Origin of the sequence: Pseudomonas reactans, from assembly GCF_013385825.1 — a bacterium.
GTDB classification, from domain to species: Bacteria; Pseudomonadota; Gammaproteobacteria; order Pseudomonadales; family Pseudomonadaceae; genus Aquipseudomonas; species Aquipseudomonas reactans.
The window spans coordinates 340,890-357,190 of the sequence record NZ_JACAPG010000008.1 but is presented as its reverse complement, the minus strand read 5'-3'; the positions used below and the strand labels follow the sequence as shown (position 1 = coordinate 357,190).

Here is a 16,301-nt window from a genome sequence, read left to right as displayed (position 1 = left end):
ACCTACTGAGGGCCTATAGCTCAGTTGGTTAGAGCAGGGGACTCATAATCCCTTGGTCGTAGGTTCGAGTCCTACTGGGCCCACCAAACAAGAAAGCCGCGCATTGCGCGGCTTTTTTTTGTTTTTGGCCTCAGGATCAAGGTATCAGGGATACCTCTAACCCTACCCGGACCGGCGTCGGGTTAACGGCCAGCTTGATCGGCCAGGGCCAGATAAGTTCGACAGTAACGTGACCCGCTACAAAGTTTATAGAAGGGTCATCATCACTCATGCTGCTTGCCCCTTGACGTAGGCCCTTATCAATTCCCCAACGCCTGCCGGGCCCGTACAATTTAAAATCTTTCTTTCATATCGCAGGATTTGATCTCGAAATACTTACCATCGCCAGCATCAGGAAAATAGGAAAGAACCTTCCCACCCTCCAAAAAAATCACGCCTTTGGAAAAGCTGCTCCAACTGTCAGTACATGTGTGCTTTTCATTGAAATCCGCCCACAATGCAAACTGTACCGCGACCTTGTTAACATCCCTTGAAATATTACCCGCAATAGTCAGAAAGAATGAAATCAAGTATACGCATGCCAAGAGAAGCCCATACCACTTAAGCACGGTTCTCCATCCGATGTTTGCGATCAGTGAAAATATGATTAGTGGCGCGAGCCCGGTTGCCAGGGCGACAGAGATTATCAGCAATCCTAAAGTGAGATCTGGTTGATACAGAATAGAGACCGGAGCATAGGCAAACGCGAGAAAATCGTAGGTGATGCTGAACTTTTCAGGGTCGACGTGAAAGATACTATTAAGAGTAGCCGCACTCCACTTCCTCGCATACAAGGTATATAGAAATAATAACCAAGAAGCGATCACGGCCCAATGCCAAGCTTTCAGCGACTCTTTTAACTTCAAACCCGGTTCAGAAAGCGACACCCAAAATACAGTCAGCAGAAAAGGAATCGCACCGGTATAAACTATTAAAGCCCCTACCGTCACAAGCCTTGAATATACAAAAGCCACCACCATCAAAGCTAACCAAACACCAACAACCCCAAAAAAAGCCTTCTTAAAACTTAATTTACCCACTTCTATTTCTTCCCTGAATAAATGAATGACAAATCAGTCTGCTTCGACAGCTTAAAATTCAAGGTGTCAGCAACCAGCAATGATAACTTTTTGCCATCATCCTCGTCTAGAATCGCTAATGCTTTTCATGAATGGACGCGCCTAATCTCAAAAACCGCCGTAGAGCCTCACTTCACAAACAACTGCCCAATATCCCTGAACGCCTTGAACTCCAGCGCATTCCCACACGGATCAAACAGAAACAGCGTCGCCTGCTCCCCCACCTGCCCCTTGAAGCGAATGTGCGGCTCCAGCACGAACTGGGTCTGCCGCGCCTGCAAGCGCTCCGCCAAGGCATGCCAATCTTCCCAGCCCAGCACCACGCCAAAATGCGGCACCGGTACATCGTGACCGTCTACGGCATTGGTATGAACCGCCTCTTGTGAAGCGGTTTTCGGGTGCTCGTGGATCACCAGTTGGTGTCCGAAGAAGTTGAAGTCAACCCAACGGTCGCTGGAGCGCCCCTCCTCCAGGCCGAAGACTTCGCCGTAGAAGTGCCGTGCGGCGGCCAGGTCGAATACGGGGATTGCCAGGTGAAAAGGCGCAAGTGTCATCAGGTCAAACCTCTATGAGCGTTCAGTGCATCTAAGTCTAGCCCCGCCCCCACCGTTTTAAATAGGCTGGTTTTTTCGCTCAACTCAAATTTGACCGAGTACACCCCGCGGCCTGCTTGCCGACATCTGCCTGTAAGATGCCTGCTCATTGCCCCCCGTTTCGGAGCCCTCACTTTGCCCGCCCTAGATGAAATCGATCGCCAATTGATCGCCGCCCTGCAGATCAACGCCCGCGAAAGCGTGGCCATGCTCGCCCGGCAGTTGGGCATCGCGCGTACCACCGTCACATCGCGCCTGGCGCGCCTGGAGAAAACCAACGTGATCACCGGTTACGGCGTACGCCTTGGCCAACGGGTTGTCGATGGTGGTTTGCAGGCGTATGTGGGCATTACCGTGCAAGCGCGTTCGGGCAAGGAAGTGCTGCGCAGGCTCAGTGCAATGGCGCAGGTTCAACAGCTGTGTGCGGTGAGTGGCGAGTTCGATTACGTGGCGTGGCTGCGCACGGATTCGCCGGAACAGTTGGACCAATTGCTCGATCAGATCGGCAGCGTCGACGGCGTGGAGAAAACCACCACTTCGATCATCCTCAGTAATAAATTGGATCGCGGACAACCAATCTGATCACCGACCTCGTCACTATGACTAAAAACAGATCAATTCGACGACACATTGCGTCTTAATAACGAGCGCAACGCTCCCTAAACTGACTGCCATCTTTTCCTATACTCAACGGGCCGCGTCCCGTCGAGTCGTCAGTAAGGTCAGCCATGAGCATTCCGTCCAGCACCATCAGCAAAACCAATCGCCACCCCGCCGACGGTAAAAAACCCATCACCATTTTCGGCCCGGACTTTCCGTTTGCCTTTGATGACTGGATCGAGCACCCGGCCGGCCTCGGCAGCATTCCTGCTGCCAACCACGGCGCCGAAGTGGCGATCGTCGGCGCCGGGATCGCGGGCCTGGTGGCCGCTTACGAGCTGATGAAACTCGGTCTCAAGCCGGTGGTGTACGAAGCCTCGAAAATGGGTGGCCGCCTGCGCTCCCAGGCCTTTGAAGGCGCCGAAGGCATCATCGCTGAGCTTGGCGGCATGCGCTTCCCGGTGTCATCCACCGCGTTCTACCACTATGTGGACAAGCTCGGCCTGGAAACCAAACCTTTCCCCAACCCGTTGACGCCGGCCTCCGGCAGCACGGTCATCGACCTTGAGGGCCAGACCCACTACGCGCAAAAACTCTCCGACTTGCCGGTGCTGTTCCAGGAAGTGGCGGACGCCTGGGCTGATGCTCTGGAAGCCGGTTCGCAGTTCGGTGATATCCAGCAAGCCATCCGCGACCGTGACGTGCCACGCCTCAAGGAGCTGTGGAACAAGCTCGTGCCGCTGTGGGATGACCGCACCTTCTACGACTTCGTCGCCACCTCCAAGGCATTTGCCAAATTGTCCTTCCATCACCGCGAAGTGTTTGGCCAGGTCGGTTTCGGCACTGGCGGCTGGGACTCGGACTTCCCCAACTCCATGCTGGAAATCTTCCGTGTGGTAATGACCAACTGCGATGACCACCAGCATCTGGTAGTCGGCGGCGTGGCTCAGGTGCCGATGGGTATCTGGCGTCATGTACCGGAGCGCTGCGCCCACTGGCCGGCCGGCACCAGCCTGAGCTCGCTGCATCGCGGTGCACCAAGGGCCGGGGTGAAGCGCATCGCCCATGCCGCCGATGGCCGTTTCGCCGTCACCGACAACTATGGCGACACCCGCGAATACGCCGCGGTACTGACCACCTGCCAAAGCTGGCTGCTGACCACCCAGATCGAATGCGACGAAACCCTGTTCTCGCAAAAAATGTGGATGGCCCTGGACCGCACGCGCTACATGCAATCGTCGAAAACCTTCGTGATGGTCGACCGGCCGTTCTGGAAAGACAAAGACCCAGAGACCGGCCGCGATCTGATGAGCATGACCCTCACCGACCGCCTGACCCGTGGCACCTACCTGTTCGATAACGGCGACGACAAGCCGGGAGTGATCTGCTTGTCGTACTCGTGGATGAGCGACGCGCTGAAAATGCTGCCGCAGCCCATCGATAAGCGTGTGAAGCTGGCCCTCGACGCGCTGAAAAAGATCTACCCGAAAGTCGACATCAAGGCGCGCATCATCGGCGACCCGATCACCGTGTCATGGGAAGCCGACCCGCATTTCCTCGGGGCCTTCAAAGGCGCGCTGCCCGGCCACTATCGCTACAACCAGCGCATGTATGCACACTTTATGCAGAAGGACATGCCCGCCGAACAACGTGGGATTTTCATTGCCGGTGATGATGTGTCCTGGACCCCAGCCTGGGTCGAAGGCGCCGTGCAGACCTCGCTGAACGCGGTGTGGGGCATCATGACCCACTTCGGTGGCAGCACTCACCCGGAGAACCCAGGACCGGGTGACGTATTCGATGAAATCGGGCCGATCGCCCTGGCCGATTGAGGAGTTGAACATGCGCGTCGCCCTGTACCAATGCCCACCGCTGCCGCTGGATGTGACTGGCAATCTCAAGCGTCTGCACTCGCTGGCGCATGAGGCGTCCGGCGCCGATGTGCTGGTGCTGCCGGAGATGTTCCTCACTGGCTACAGCATCGGCGCCGAGGCGGTTGGCGCCTTGGCCGAGGCGCAGGATGGTCCGTCGGCGCAGGCGATTGGCGAACTGGCCAAGAGCGCCGGGCTGGCGATTCTCTACGGTTACCCGGAACGGGCCGCGGATGGCCAGATCTACAACGCCGTGCAGTTGATCGACGCCCACGGCCAGCGCGTGTGCAACTACCGCAAGACGCACCTGTTTGGTGATCTGGACCATTCGATGTTCAGCCCCGGCGACGATGATTTCCCACTGGTGGAGCTCAACGGCTGGAAGCTGGGTTTCCTGATTTGCTATGACTTGGAGTTCCCGGAAAACACCCGACGCCTGGCCCTGGCCGGTGCCGAGCTGATTCTGGTGCCCACCGCCAACATGGTGCCATTTGACTTCGTCGCCGACGTCACCGTGCGGGCACGGGCCTTTGAAAACCAATGTTATGTGGCCTACGCCAATTATTGCGGGCACGAAGCCGAGATCCAGTACTGCGGGCAAAGCAGCATCGCCGCGCCGAATGGCCAGCGCATTGCCCAGGCGGGCCTGGATGAAGCCTTGATCGTCGGGGAGCTGGATCGTCAGTCGATCCTGGAGGCCCGTGCCGCCAATCACTACCTGCAAGACCGTCGCCCCGAGCTGTATGGAGCGCTGCACAAGCCGTGATCCAGCCGGTTTGTTAGCATAGGCAGATTCTACGTTTCGGAACTGCCCATGCCTGCGCCGGCCTACCCTCAGCACCTTCACCTGACCCTTGCCAATGGCTTGCGGGTTTCCTTGCAGCATGCGTCACGTCTGAAACGTTGCGCCGCCGTTTTGAGCGTAGCGGCAGGCAGCCATGATGTGCCGCTGGCGTGGCCGGGGTTGGCGCATTTCCTGGAACATCTGCTGTTCCTCGGCACCGAGCGTTTTCCCACGAACGAAGGGTTGATGGCCTACGTGCAACGTCATGGCGGCCAGGTCAATGCCAGTACCCGTGAGCGCACCACGGATTTTTTCTTTGAATTGCCGCATGCAACGTTTGCCGGTGGGTTGGAGCGCTTGGCTGACATGCTGACCCATCCACGCCTGGCGCTGGAGGACCAGATGCGTGAGCGCGAGGTGCTGCACGCCGAGTTCGTCGCCTGGTCCCAGGACGCCAAGGCGCAGCGGCAGGTCGCTTTGCTTGAAGGACTCGCGGCTGATCATCCGCTGCGGGGCTTCCACGCAGGCAACCGCGACAGCCTGCCGGTGGAGCGTGAGGCATTTCAGCAAGCGTTGCAGGAATTCCACACACAGTTCTATCAGAGCGGGCAGATGACCTTGAGCTTGGCGGGCCCGCAATCACTGGAAGTGCTGGAAGCCTTGGCACAGCACTTCAGCGAGCAACTCACCTCAGGACCGCTACGCCCACAATCCGCTCCACCGGCATTGATGCAGGGCGATGCTTGGAGCTATCAGCACATCACCCACCATCACCTGCACCACGTCATCCCCTGCGATGCGCCACGGGAAGCACTGGCGTTTCTCTGCACCTGGCTTAACACCTCGGCACCCGGCGGATTGCTGGCTGAACTGAAGACGCAGCAACTGGCGAGTGCACTGCAGGCGTCAGTGATTTATCACTTCGCCGGGCAAGCCGTGTTGGATATCGACTTCACCATCCAAGATGAATCAGCCACGCAGATCGAGGCGTTGCTGCACGACTGGCTGAGCTTTTTCGCACACAGCGACTGGACGTCATTGCGTGAAGAGTTCGCGCTACTGGCCGCTCGTCAACAGCAGGTCCAAGGCGCCCTGGCCTTGGCCCGGAACGACAGCCAAGACCTATCGGAACAGGACGTTGTCGCCCTCAAGGCCATGCTTGATTCGCTGTACCTGCCGCCCTCCACACACACTTGGCAGTTGCCGCCGAACAACCCGTTCCTGCGCCCACCGGCCAAGGAAGAACGCGCCGGCCTGATTCGCGGCCAGACCAGCGCTCACCGTGGCTTGCGCACCTTTGCCCAGGATCGCTCCCGTGGACGTAGGGAAGTGTCGGCGCTGACCTTCAGTCAGGCATTCGCAGATGACGGTGATGAAGGTGCCCTGTATCTGCAATGGCGCTCAGCGCCTTCCGGCCTGGAAAACACTTTGCAGCCGTTACGTGAGAATGCCCGTCAGGCAGGCGTCGAATTGTCGTTCGAAAGCTTGGGCCAGGACTGGCAGGTGAAAATGATCGGGCTGCAGGAGCCCATGCCGGCGGTGCTGGACGCGTTGGCGCAAAGCCTGAATCAACCGCAAGAGGCCCCACCCAACTCACCGCAGATGATTGCCATCCGTGAATTGCTCAAGGCGCTGCCCGCTTGCTGCAACGGGCACAATCCCGAATCGGCATCGTGGTCCACTGCGCGCTGGCATGGTCTGGGACTGGGTTTCTCGGCAGCGTATGAAGCCGCGATCAAGACCGCAGCGGCCCGTCTGCCAGGGCAGCCTGCACACCTCGATCATGTTCTGCCCTCTCTCAGCGGCCAGCGTATCTGGCATGGGATTAAAACCGACTCTGATGAAGCCGCACTGCTGCTGTTTTGCCCAACGCCGAGCCAATCCCTGGCGGACGAAGCCGCTTGGCGACTGCTTGGCCATCTGATCCAAGGCCCGTTCTACCAGCGCCTGCGCGTTGAGCTGCAAATCGGCTACGCGGTGTTCAGCGGTATCCGGCAGATCAATGGCCAGACCGGCCTGCTATTCGGCGTGCAATCCCCCAGCGTGCCGCGGGAAGTCATCGTTGATCACCTGCAAGTATTCCTGAAACAACTGCCGACACTGATCGATAGCAGCGACGACTTGGGCAACACGGCGTTGGCGCAGCAATTCTCAGCACAGACACTGCCCAACGCCCAAGCCGCCGAGCTGCTGTGGCATGCCCATTTGGCGGGCCACTCGTCGGGATACCTGACCGACCTTCAATCCCACATCCAAACCTGCGCCCGCGAAACAGTGCAGCTTGCCGCCCAGCAACTGAACGACGCCGCAGGCGGCTGGCGTTGCGTGGCCAACGGCCCGCGCATCTCGGATGCCTGGCAAGCGGCAGACTGATCATTGCCGCCCCTGCAAAAGGCTTTTTCCACCAAGACAGCGCTAACTTGAAAAGAATTGCGTAACATTCATACGCACACATCTGAACATCTCCGACTGGAGGTGGACTATATGTATTCCTTGGTAGTAAACGTCCCATCCCTTCGTAGGAGTAAGAATATGACTTGGTCCAAACCTGCTTACACTGATCTGCGCATCGGCTTCGAAGTCACCATGTACTTCGCCAGCCGTTAATCCGCTGGGTAATACAACGCCTCGGTTCGCCCGGGGCGTTTTTGTTTTGAGCTTGATGGAGCTGCCATGTTTGTCCAGATTCTAGGTTCCGCCGCCGGCGGTGGGTTCCCGCAGTGGAACTGCAACTGCGTGAACTGCGCGGGTTTTCGTGATGGCAGCCTGCGGGCCCAGGCGCGCACCCAGTCGTCCATCGCGATCTCCGACGATGGCGTGAACTGGGTGCTGTGCAACGCCTCGCCAGATATCCGCGCGCAACTCCAAGGCTTTGCACCCATGCAACCCGGCCGCGCACTGCGGGATACCGGCATCAGCGCAATCATCCTGATGGACAGCCAGATCGACCACACCACCGGCCTGTTGAGCCTGCGCGAAGGCTGCCCGCATCAGGTGTGGTGCACCGACATGGTTCATGAAGACCTGAGCACCGGCTTCCCACTGTTCACCATGCTCACCCACTGGAACGGTGGCCTGGCCTGGAATCGCATTGAGCTGGACGCCAGCTTCACCATTCCGGCCTGCCCGAACCTGCGTTTCACCCCACTGCCCCTGCGCAGCGCTGCTCCACCCTACTCGCCGCATCGATTCGACCCGCACCCCGGCGACAACATCGGCCTGATCGTCGAAGACCTGCGCACCGGCGGCAAACTGTTCTACGCGCCGGGGCTGGGCAAGGTCGACGCGCCATTGCTGGAGATCATGGCCGGCAGTGACTGCCTGCTGGTGGACGGCACGATGTGGGACGACAACGAAATGCAGCGCCGCGGCGTCGGCACCCGCACCGGCCGCGAAATGGGCCACCTGGCACAGAACGGCCCCGGCGGCATGCTGGAAGTGCTGGAGCAACTGCCCGAGCAGCGCAAAGTACTTATCCACATCAACAACACCAACCCGATCCTCGATGAAGACTCTGCCGAGCGAGCGGAACTGGTGCGGCGCAATGTCGAAGTGGCTTACGACGGCATGAGCATTGAATTGTAGGAGCGACCGACATGACTGATACGCCATTGACCACCGCTGAATTCGAAGCCGCCCTGCGGGCCAAGGGCGCCTTCTACCATATCCATCACCCGTACCACGTGGCGATGTACGAAGGCCGCGCGACCCGCGAGCAGATCCAGGGCTGGGTCGCCAACCGTTTCTACTATCAGGTGAACATCCCCCTGAAAGACGCTGCGATCCTGGCCAATTGCCCGGACCGCGAGATCCGCCGCGAGTGGATCCAGCGCCTGCTCGACCACGACGGCGCCCCCGGTGAAGACGGCGGTATCGAAGCCTGGCTGCGCCTGGGCCAGGCCGTTGGCCTCGACCCGGACCAACTGCGCTCGCAGGAATTGGTACTGCCCGGCGTACGATTTGCGGTAGACGCCTACGTCAACTTCGCCCGTCGCGCCAGTTGGCAGGAAGCCGCCAGCAGTTCGCTGACTGAGCTGTTCGCGCCGCAAATCCACCAGTCGCGCCTCGACAGCTGGCCTCAGCATTACCCGTGGATCGACCCGGCCGGTTATGAATATTTCCGCACCCGCCTGGGCCAGGCCCGTCGCGATGTGGAACATGGTTTGGCGATCACCCTGCAGCACTACACCACCCGTGAAGGCCAGGAGCGCATGCTGGAAATTCTCCAGTTCAAACTGGATATTTTGTGGAGCATGCTGGATGCCATGAGCATGGCCTACGAACTCAAGCGTCCGCCGTATCACAGCGTGACCGACCAGCGGGTATGGCATAAAGGGATCACCCTATGAGCTTTGATCGCAGCAAGAAACCCACCTGGCGCCAGGGCTATCGCTATCAGTACGAGCCTGCGCAAAAGGGCCATGTGTTGCTCTACCCCGAAGGCATGATCAAGCTCAACGACAGCGCCGCGCTGATCGGTGGCTTGATCGACGGCGAGCGCGACGTGGCGGCGATCATCGCCGAGCTGGATAAACAATTCCCCGGCGTGCCAGAACTCGGTAAAGACATCGAGGATTTCATGGAGGTCGCCCGTGCAGAGCACTGGATTACCCTTGCCTGAAAAACCGCCGGTTGGCTTGCCGCTGTGGTTACTGGCCGAGCTGACCTACCGCTGCCCGTTGCAGTGCCCGTACTGCTCCAACCCGCTGGACTTTGCCGAGCAGGGCAAGGAACTGAGTACCGAGCAATGGTTCAAGGTGTTTCGCGAAGCCCGCGAGATGGGCGCGGCACAACTGGGATTTTCCGGCGGTGAGCCGTTGGTGCGTCAAGACTTGGCCGAGTTGATCGCCGAGGCCCGCAGGCTGGGGTTCTACACCAACCTGATCACCTCCGGCATCGGCTTGACCGAACAGAAGATCAGCGACTTCAAGAAAGCCGGCCTGGACCATATCCAGATCAGCTTCCAGGCCAGCGACGAACAGGTGAACAACCTGCTGGCAGGCTCGAAAAAAGCCTTCGCGCAAAAGCTGGAAATGGCCCGTGCGGTGAAGGCCCACGGCTACCCGATGGTGCTGAACTTCGTGACCCATCGGCACAACATCGACAAGATCGACCGCATCATCGAGCTGTGCATTGCGCTTGAGGCAGACTTCGTCGAGCTCGCCACCTGCCAGTTCTACGGCTGGGCCCAACTCAATCGTGTCGGGCTGTTGCCGACCCAGGCACAACTGGTGCGCGCCGAGCGCATCACCAACGAATACCGCGCCAAGCTGGAAGCCGAAGGTCACCCGTGCAAGCTGATCTTCGTCACACCGGATTACTACGAAGAACGCCCGAAAGCCTGCATGAACGGCTGGGGCAGTATCTTTCTGACCGTGACACCGGACGGCACCGCCCTGCCCTGCCACGGTGCCCGACAGATGCCGGTGCAATTTCCCAATGTGCGCGACCACAGCATGCAGCACATCTGGTACGACTCGTTCGGCTTCAACCGCTTTCGCGGCTACGACTGGATGCCCGAGCCATGCCGGTCATGCGATGAAAAGGAAAAGGACTTCGGCGGCTGCCGATGCCAGGCCTTCATGCTCACGGGGGACGCGAGCAATGCCGACCCGGTGTGCAGCAAGTCCGAGCAGCACGGCATCATCCTGCAAGCGCGCGAAGATGCCGAACACGCCACCCAGACCATCGAGCAGTTGGCCTTTCGCAACGAGCGCAACTCACGGCTCATCGCAAAAGGCTGACGGCCTCAGCGCTTGGCGATGATGTACACCGCGTGGATGATGCCCGGGAAGTACCCGCACAAGGTCAGCAGGATGTTCAACCAGAATGCACCGGCGAAACCCACTTGCAGGAACACACCCAGTGGCGGCAGCAGAATGGCGATGATGATACGAATGATGTCCATGGGTAAGCTCCAGAAAATCGGCTCGTGTGAGCCGTGTAGCTAATCGACCTTGGGCGTTCGTGAGGGTTCAGTGGGATCTGGCGTTGGGCCACTTTCAGGCGAGAATCTCCAAGCCGTGTTTCTTCACGATGCTCAGTAACTTGAGCGCCATGCCGCTGGGTTGCTTCTCGCCGGACTCCCACTTTTTCACGGTGGAAGCGCTGGTGTTCAGGTAGCGGGCGAACACAGGTTGGCTCACATGGCTGCTTTCACGAAGCTGCTTGATTTGGTCGGCCGGGATTTGCTCAGGGACCGCAGATAAGCAGGCCTCGTCATATTCGCGAAGCGTGGTTTTGCTGATGGCGCCGATGGCATAGAGCGCTTCGGCGGAATGGTGAATAGACTCAAATGCCTCGCTTTTATATTTTTTGGTCATGATGTATCTCCACAAACTCCTTGAGATCCAGCATCTGCTGTATCTGCGCTTCGTTAAAACTTTCATACGTCTTAGCCAATGACCGGAACCCAGCCAATTCGCTCTGACTGATATTGCCTTGGTCCTGCTTGGCGAACAGCATCTGATAGACCCAGTAATGTCTGCCCTTAGCCAACACTATGGAGCGATGCCTATTCTGGTTGAGACGTTTTTTCCAAACACCTCCCCCCAGATTATCTGCCTGCCCCTTCAGAAATTCGCCAAATGCCTCCCTCAACTCCGAATCACAAATCCAGGCCTTGCTGGCCGCATCAGCAAACCGCCGTGTCTTGAATAACCTCAGCCTCATGGATATCCCTGCCCACAAACATACCACCCAGTGGTATAGATTAGAAGTAGAGCACGCTGTGCCCCATCGGCAGTCCTTGCCGACGCCCGCTAAAAAGCCATTGTTTTCACAAACGCTCAATCAACATTTTCAATCCAAAAATGACACGCCCAAAAAAACGCCCCCAGCCAAAAGAATCAGGCCGGAGGCGCCGCGTAGACCGCGAGACGGTTCAGGAGTAGGGGGTTAAACGGCGATGCCCTTGCGGCATTGCAGTTGGGCGGTACGCACGCGGGAGAAGGCGCGGGCCAGGCGCAGGAGCATTTCGTCGATGTTGCTTTTGCTCACAGTCAGGGCCGGGGTGAAGCGCAGGCAGTTGGGTTGCGGAGCTTGGAGGATCAGACCTTCGTGCAGCGCCGCTTTTACAACAGCATCCGCAGAATCATCCGACAACGTAAGGCCCCACATCAGGCCGTGACCACGCAATTGACCGTGGTCGTAGCGGTAGGCCAGGCGCGCAAGACCTTCGCCCAGGTACACGCCGGACTCGCGCACGTGATCCATAAAGCCGGGCTCCAGCACGGAGTCGAGTACTGCCAGCCCGGCCGAAGCCATCAGCGCATTACCGTGGTGAGTACCTCCCAACTCGCCCACGTCGAAGCAACAGGCTTTGCCCCGTGCCAGCAGCGCTGCAAGGGGCACCCCGCCGCCCAGGCCTTTGCCGAGGGTGATGATGTCGGCACGTACGCCGTATTGCTGCTCGGCGAGCAAGGTGCCGCAGCGGCCCAGGCCGGTTTGCACTTCGTCGAGGATCAGCAGGATCCCCAGTTCACGGCACAAGCGCTCGACGCCTTTGAGGTAATGCTCGGTCGCAGGGATGACGCCCGCTTCGCCCTGGATCGGTTCGAGCAGGATCGCGACGGTTTGCGCGTCGACGGCCGCATGCAGCGCCGGCAGGTCGTTGAAGGGCACATGGCTGAAGCCGGGCAATTGCGGTTCGAAACGGTTTTCTGGACCACCCGCCGACGCCGACATCGCTGCAAAACTGCGGCCGTGGCAACCAGCGCTGGCACTGAGGATGCGATACGCTCCCCCGCGATGCAGCTGGCCCCATTTGCGCGCCAACTTGATCGCGGCTTCAACGGCTTCCGCACCGCTGTTGAGCAGGTATGCCTGATCGCTGCCGGTGCGATGGCACAGGCGTTCAGCAAGGTTGAGTTGAGCGCGGTTATGCAGGCCGTTGCCGGGGTTGATCAGCGCTTGGGTCTGGTCAGCCAGCGCCTTGATCAGCGCCTGAGGGCTGTGGCCGAGGCTGTTGGCCGCGTTGCCCTGACTGAAATCCAGGTAGGCACGGTCGTCGCTGTCCCATAGCCAGGAACCCTGGCCGCGTACGAAAACTTGCGGCGGGCGAGCGACGGAGGGCATCAGGGATTCGCTGGAAGACGTATCGCCGGGCGCCTCGAGAATCAAATCGTCCAGGCTCGGCGCGGGGCGACGGAACAGATTCATAGCTCACCCCCAATAGCAACCGGACTTTGGTCGTTGCGACACGCCAATACTGCCTTCAGGTTTTTTGCCTTGCCTATGTAAACGCTATCAACATAAACGCTGTTCATTGCCCGATCCGGCCCTGTAAGCCCTGCGAATAGGCGCTAGACTAGGCTCCTCAGGGGCCAACAGCCATTTCGTTTTTCCAGCTTTTTCGATAAGTAAGTCTTATGGATTTCAAGCAACTGCGTTATTTCGTCGCGGTGTATGAGGAAGGCCACGTAGGCCGTGCCGCCGAGCGCCTGTCGATCTCCCAGCCGGCGCTGTCCCAGCAGATTCGCCAGTTGGAGCAGAACCTGGATGTGAGTCTGTTCGAGCGCAGCAGCAAGCGGCTGCTGCCGACGCTTGCGGCGCACACGCTGTACAACCATGCCTTGCCGCTGATCGATGGCATGCAACAGGCGGTTGAAGCCCTGCGCAACTTCAAGGGCCAGGCGATGCGCACCCTGGCTATCGGCGTGCTGCAAACCGTGCACACCAGCCTGGTGCCGCAGATGCTCGAGCGCGTGCGCAAGGCCCAGCCACATCTGGTGGTGCAGATCTACGAATTGACCGGACTTGAGATCGAGCGACGACTGCTCAACGGCTCGCTGGATATCGGCATAAGCTACTTGCCGCCACGCCAGCCGGGGCTGCACGGCGTGTTGCTGTACGAAGATGAGCTGAAAGTCGTCATCCCCGAAGACCATCCCCTGCGGGAATTCAAGAAAGTCTCGCTGAAGCAGGCGGCGGAGCTGCCGATGTTGCTGCTGGGGGAGGAGTTCCAGGTCCGGCAGATCTGGCAAGGACAGCTGTCCAACCTCGGAAGACGCCCGCAAGTTCAGGCAGAGTTGAACACCATGGTGGGGATTCTCGACAGTCTGCCGCACACAAAACTGGCGACGGTGCTGCCGGGGCGCTCGCAGGACGAACACAACAGTCAGTCGCTGCTATGGAAACCCTTGAGTGAACCCAGAGTGCCGCTGAAAGTCGGCCTGGTGTGCCGCGATGTGCAACGCCAGCAAGCGACAGTGGCGTTGCTGCGCACTCTGCTGGAAGACGTGATGAATGCCCCGCAGGCACAGCCCTGAACTCAAGCGGGCTGACTTTTTCGCGGGCAAAAGAAAACCCCGCCGAAGCGGGGCTTTGCAGACTGTTTCCCTGACATCCATTTCACTCCGCCGTCCTGGCAGAATCCTACGTGTCCGTGTTGTTGCTTTGCGCTTCCTGCGCGACGTCCATGTGAAGTAGATTATCCGTGGATCCAATATGGCGATAGAGGACGATTAGCAGCACGTCATGTAAGAGAATGCTTACACGCCCTCCAAGCCCTTAGAACAGTGCCTCATCCAGCAAAAACAGCGATTCGCTACCGGATTTTACCGACGCACTCAGCGAGTGGATGCGTGGCAACAAGCGGGCGAAATAGAAACGTGCAGTGCCCAGCTTGCTGGCGTAAAAATCTTCTTCAGATTCCTTGCCCAACGCGGCCTTGGCCATGCGTGCCCACATATAGGCGTAGGCCATGTAGCCGAAGGCGTGCAGGTACTCCACCGACGCCGCGCCGATTTCATTCGGGTTGGTCTTGGCGCGGTCCAGCACCCAGGCGGTCAGCTCATCCAGGTTATCCACCGCTGCGCCCAGCGGTTTGGTGAACTCACTCAGCTCGGCACCCGCCGAGGCAATGAACGCGCGGATCTCATCGGCAAACAGGGTGTAGAACGCCCCGCCGCTGCCGACGATCTTGCGCCCCATCAAGTCCAGGGCCTGGATGCCGTTGGTGCCTTCGTAGATCTGGGTGATGCGCACGTCCCGCACCAATTGCTCCTGGCCCCACTCGCGAATGTAGCCATGGCCGCCGAACACTTGTTGGCCGAGCACGGTGGTTTCCAGGCCCAGGTCGCTCAAGAACGCCTTGGCTACCGGAGTCAGCAGCGCAACCAGGTTATCGGCGCGCTCACGCGCAACGGCATCGTCGCTGAACTTGGCGATGTCCAGCTGCGTCGCCACATAGGTGGAGAACGCCCGGCCACCTTCGTTCGCGGCCTTCATGGTCAACAGCATGCGCCGTACGTCGGGGTGCACGATAATCGGGTCGGCCACTTTGTCTTTATGCTGTGCGCCGGTCGGTGCACGGCTTTGCACGCGGTCGCGCGCATATTCAATGGCGTTCTGGTAGGAACGCTCGCCGGACGCCAGGCCCTGGATACCCACACCCAGACGCTCGTAGTTCATCATGGTGAACATCGCCGCCAAGCCACGGTTCGGCTCACCCACCAGGTAGCCCACCGCTTCGTCGAAGTTCATCACGCAGGTCGCCGACGCCTGGATCCCCATCTTGTGCTCGATGGAACCGCAGCTCACGGTGTTGCGCGCGCCCAGGCTGCCGTCGGCATTGACCATGAATTTCGGCACCAGGAACAGCGATATGCCCTTGGGACCGGCCGGTGCGTCCGGCAGCTTGGCCAGCACCAGATGGATGATGTTGTCGGTGAGGTCGTGTTCACCACCGGTGATAAAGATTTTGGTACCGCTGACTGTGTAGGAACCGTCCGCCTGTGGCTCGGCCTTGGTGCGGATAATCCCCAAGTCAGTACCGGCGTGGGCTTCGGTCAGGCACATGGAGCCGGCCCATTCACCGGAATACATCTTCGGCAGATAAGCGGCTTTCAGTTCTTCGCTGGCGTGGGTGTTGATCGACACGCAGGCGCCGGAGGTCAGCATCGGGTACAAACCAAACGCCAGGCTCGACGAGTTGATCATCTCTTCAACCTGGGCCGACACCGCCTTGGGCATACCCATGCCGCCGAACATCGGGTCACCACCTACCCCAACCCAGCCGCCTTCGGCATAGGTTTTGTAGGCCTGTGGAAAACCGTCCGGCGTGAACACCGCGGTGTTGTCCCAGCGGCAACCCTGCTCATCGCCACCGCGGCTGAGCGGGGCGATGGATTTAGCGGTGACCTTGCCAGCTTCTTCGAGGATGGCCTCTACGGTTTCGGCGTCAACGGTGTCTGCCAATGCCGGCAATTGGGCCCAAGTGGTGGCGACCTCAAAGACTTCGTTGAGGACGAAGCGCATATCACGCAGCGGCGCTTTGTAATCAGCCATGGCAAACCTCGTGAGAACGTGAAAAGTAATTCGGTAAGAGTCGGTT

Annotated in this window: 17 protein-coding genes and 1 tRNA gene; 11 read left to right on the top strand and 7 right to left on the bottom strand. The window is 59.2% G+C overall.

Translation table 11 applies throughout. The features are described 5' to 3' along the window. The first annotated feature begins 9 nt into the window (after positions 1-9). Positions 10-86: transfer RNA gene (locus HX868_RS09970), tRNA-Ile, on the top strand. Positions 87-332: 246 nt separating this feature from the next. Here HX868_RS09970 and HX868_RS09965 read toward each other — a convergent pair. Beyond that, a complete protein-coding gene (locus HX868_RS09965; protein ID WP_177002717.1) occupies positions 333-1,079 on the bottom strand; it encodes a hypothetical protein in 747 nt (248 codons plus the stop codon). Positions 1,080-1,246: 167 nt separating this feature from the next. Continuing rightward, a complete protein-coding gene (locus HX868_RS09960; RefSeq protein WP_177002716.1) occupies positions 1,247-1,672 on the bottom strand; it encodes a VOC family protein in 426 nt (141 codons plus the stop codon). Positions 1,673-1,846: 174 nt separating this feature from the next. On the opposite strand from HX868_RS09960, the gene HX868_RS09955 reads away from it, so the two are divergent. The 9 genes from HX868_RS09955 to pqqE all read left to right on the top strand — a co-directional run bounded on the left by HX868_RS09955 (position 1,847) and on the right by pqqE (position 10,710). Further along, a complete protein-coding gene (locus HX868_RS09955) occupies positions 1,847-2,293 on the top strand; it encodes an Lrp/AsnC family transcriptional regulator (protein ID WP_177002715.1) in 447 nt (148 codons plus the stop codon). A 167-nt stretch (positions 2,294-2,460) separates the two neighbouring features. Beyond that, positions 2,461-4,143 carry a flavin monoamine oxidase family protein gene (locus tag HX868_RS09950; RefSeq protein ID WP_095017491.1) on the top strand — a complete coding sequence of 561 codons (1,683 nt, stop codon included), beginning with the start codon at positions 2,461-2,463 and terminating at the stop codon, positions 4,141-4,143. Positions 4,144-4,153: 10 nt separating this feature from the next. Then, positions 4,154-4,948 (top strand): carbon-nitrogen hydrolase family protein, encoded by a 795-nt coding sequence (locus tag HX868_RS09945; RefSeq protein WP_177002714.1) that lies wholly within the window; start codon positions 4,154-4,156, stop codon positions 4,946-4,948. 48 nt (positions 4,949-4,996) lie between these two features. Then, a complete protein-coding gene (gene pqqF / locus HX868_RS09940; protein ID WP_177002713.1) occupies positions 4,997-7,339 on the top strand; it encodes a pyrroloquinoline quinone biosynthesis protein PqqF in 2,343 nt (780 codons plus the stop codon). 159 nt (positions 7,340-7,498) lie between these two features. Beyond that, entirely contained in the window at positions 7,499-7,573 is a 75-nt protein-coding gene (gene pqqA, locus HX868_RS09935; RefSeq protein WP_003194766.1) for a pyrroloquinoline quinone precursor peptide PqqA, read from the top strand. A gap of 66 nt (positions 7,574-7,639) precedes the next feature. Further along, entirely contained in the window at positions 7,640-8,551 is a 912-nt protein-coding gene (gene pqqB, locus HX868_RS09930; RefSeq protein ID WP_177002712.1) for a pyrroloquinoline quinone biosynthesis protein PqqB, read from the top strand. A gap of 11 nt (positions 8,552-8,562) precedes the next feature. Continuing rightward, the gene (gene pqqC, locus HX868_RS09925; protein ID WP_016977856.1) at positions 8,563-9,315 is read left to right on the top strand and encodes a pyrroloquinoline-quinone synthase PqqC; all 753 of its coding nucleotides are present in this window, start codon (positions 8,563-8,565) and stop codon (positions 9,313-9,315) included. Beyond that, positions 9,312-9,587 (top strand): pyrroloquinoline quinone biosynthesis peptide chaperone PqqD, encoded by a 276-nt coding sequence (gene pqqD / locus HX868_RS09920; protein ID WP_033898094.1) that lies wholly within the window; start codon positions 9,312-9,314, stop codon positions 9,585-9,587. The genes pqqC and pqqD overlap by 4 nt, the downstream gene beginning before the upstream one ends. Further along, the gene (pqqE, locus tag HX868_RS09915; RefSeq protein WP_095013758.1) at positions 9,580-10,710 is read left to right on the top strand and encodes a pyrroloquinoline quinone biosynthesis protein PqqE; all 1,131 of its coding nucleotides are present in this window, start codon (positions 9,580-9,582) and stop codon (positions 10,708-10,710) included. The genes pqqD and pqqE overlap by 8 nt, the downstream gene beginning before the upstream one ends. Positions 10,711-10,715: 5 nt before the next feature. Here the strand turns inward: pqqE and HX868_RS09910 are convergent, their stop codons facing one another. From HX868_RS09910 to HX868_RS09895, 4 genes are all read right to left on the bottom strand, one after another. After that, complete coding sequence (locus tag HX868_RS09910) at positions 10,716-10,874, bottom strand: YqaE/Pmp3 family membrane protein (protein WP_010207008.1); 159 nt, start codon at positions 10,872-10,874, stop codon at positions 10,716-10,718. Positions 10,875-10,968: 94 nt separating this feature from the next. Next, positions 10,969-11,289, bottom strand: a complete 321-nt coding sequence (locus HX868_RS09905) for a helix-turn-helix domain-containing protein (protein WP_177002711.1) — start codon at positions 11,287-11,289, stop codon at positions 10,969-10,971. Beyond that, positions 11,273-11,638, bottom strand: coding sequence for a type II toxin-antitoxin system RelE/ParE family toxin (locus tag HX868_RS09900; RefSeq protein WP_177002710.1), 366 nt, complete (start codon positions 11,636-11,638; stop codon positions 11,273-11,275). Before HX868_RS09900 ends, HX868_RS09905 begins: the two co-directional genes overlap by 17 nt. Positions 11,639-11,863: 225 nt before the next feature. Beyond that, positions 11,864-13,126, bottom strand: coding sequence for an aspartate aminotransferase family protein (locus HX868_RS09895; protein WP_177002709.1), 1,263 nt, complete (start codon positions 13,124-13,126; stop codon positions 11,864-11,866). Positions 13,127-13,335: 209 nt separating this feature from the next. On the opposite strand from HX868_RS09895, the gene HX868_RS09890 reads away from it, so the two are divergent. Next, a complete protein-coding gene (locus HX868_RS09890; protein WP_016977852.1) occupies positions 13,336-14,235 on the top strand; it encodes a LysR family transcriptional regulator in 900 nt (299 codons plus the stop codon). A 241-nt stretch (positions 14,236-14,476) separates the two neighbouring features. Here the strand turns inward: HX868_RS09890 and HX868_RS09885 are convergent, their stop codons facing one another. After that, positions 14,477-16,255 carry an acyl-CoA dehydrogenase C-terminal domain-containing protein gene (locus tag HX868_RS09885; protein ID WP_177002708.1) on the bottom strand — a complete coding sequence of 593 codons (1,779 nt, stop codon included), beginning with the start codon at positions 16,253-16,255 and terminating at the stop codon, positions 14,477-14,479. Positions 16,256-16,301: the final 46 nt, after the last annotated feature.

What these genes read in the sequence shown, in the direction of transcription:
- HX868_RS09960 (WP_177002716.1), bottom strand. Translation starts at nt 1,672, where the DNA reads ATGACACTTGCGCCTTTTCACCTGGCAATCCCCGTATTCGACCTGGCC.
- HX868_RS09945 (WP_177002714.1), top strand. Translation starts at nt 4,154, where the DNA reads ATGCGCGTCGCCCTGTACCAATGCCCACCGCTGCCGCTGGATGTGACT.
- pqqF (WP_177002713.1), top strand. Translation starts at nt 4,997, where the DNA reads ATGCCTGCGCCGGCCTACCCTCAGCACCTTCACCTGACCCTTGCCAAT.
- pqqB (WP_177002712.1), top strand. Translation starts at nt 7,640, where the DNA reads ATGTTTGTCCAGATTCTAGGTTCCGCCGCCGGCGGTGGGTTCCCGCAG.
- pqqC (WP_016977856.1), top strand. Translation starts at nt 8,563, where the DNA reads ATGACTGATACGCCATTGACCACCGCTGAATTCGAAGCCGCCCTGCGG.
- pqqD (WP_033898094.1), top strand. Translation starts at nt 9,312, where the DNA reads ATGAGCTTTGATCGCAGCAAGAAACCCACCTGGCGCCAGGGCTATCGC.
- HX868_RS09910 (WP_010207008.1), bottom strand. Translation starts at nt 10,874, where the DNA reads ATGGACATCATTCGTATCATCATCGCCATTCTGCTGCCGCCACTGGGT.
- HX868_RS09905 (WP_177002711.1), bottom strand. Translation starts at nt 11,289, where the DNA reads ATGACCAAAAAATATAAAAGCGAGGCATTTGAGTCTATTCACCATTCC.
- HX868_RS09900 (WP_177002710.1), bottom strand. Translation starts at nt 11,638, where the DNA reads ATGAGGCTGAGGTTATTCAAGACACGGCGGTTTGCTGATGCGGCCAGC.
- HX868_RS09895 (WP_177002709.1), bottom strand. Translation starts at nt 13,126, where the DNA reads ATGAATCTGTTCCGTCGCCCCGCGCCGAGCCTGGACGATTTGATTCTC.
- HX868_RS09890 (WP_016977852.1), top strand. Translation starts at nt 13,336, where the DNA reads ATGGATTTCAAGCAACTGCGTTATTTCGTCGCGGTGTATGAGGAAGGC.
- HX868_RS09885 (WP_177002708.1), bottom strand. Translation starts at nt 16,255, where the DNA reads ATGGCTGATTACAAAGCGCCGCTGCGTGATATGCGCTTCGTCCTCAAC.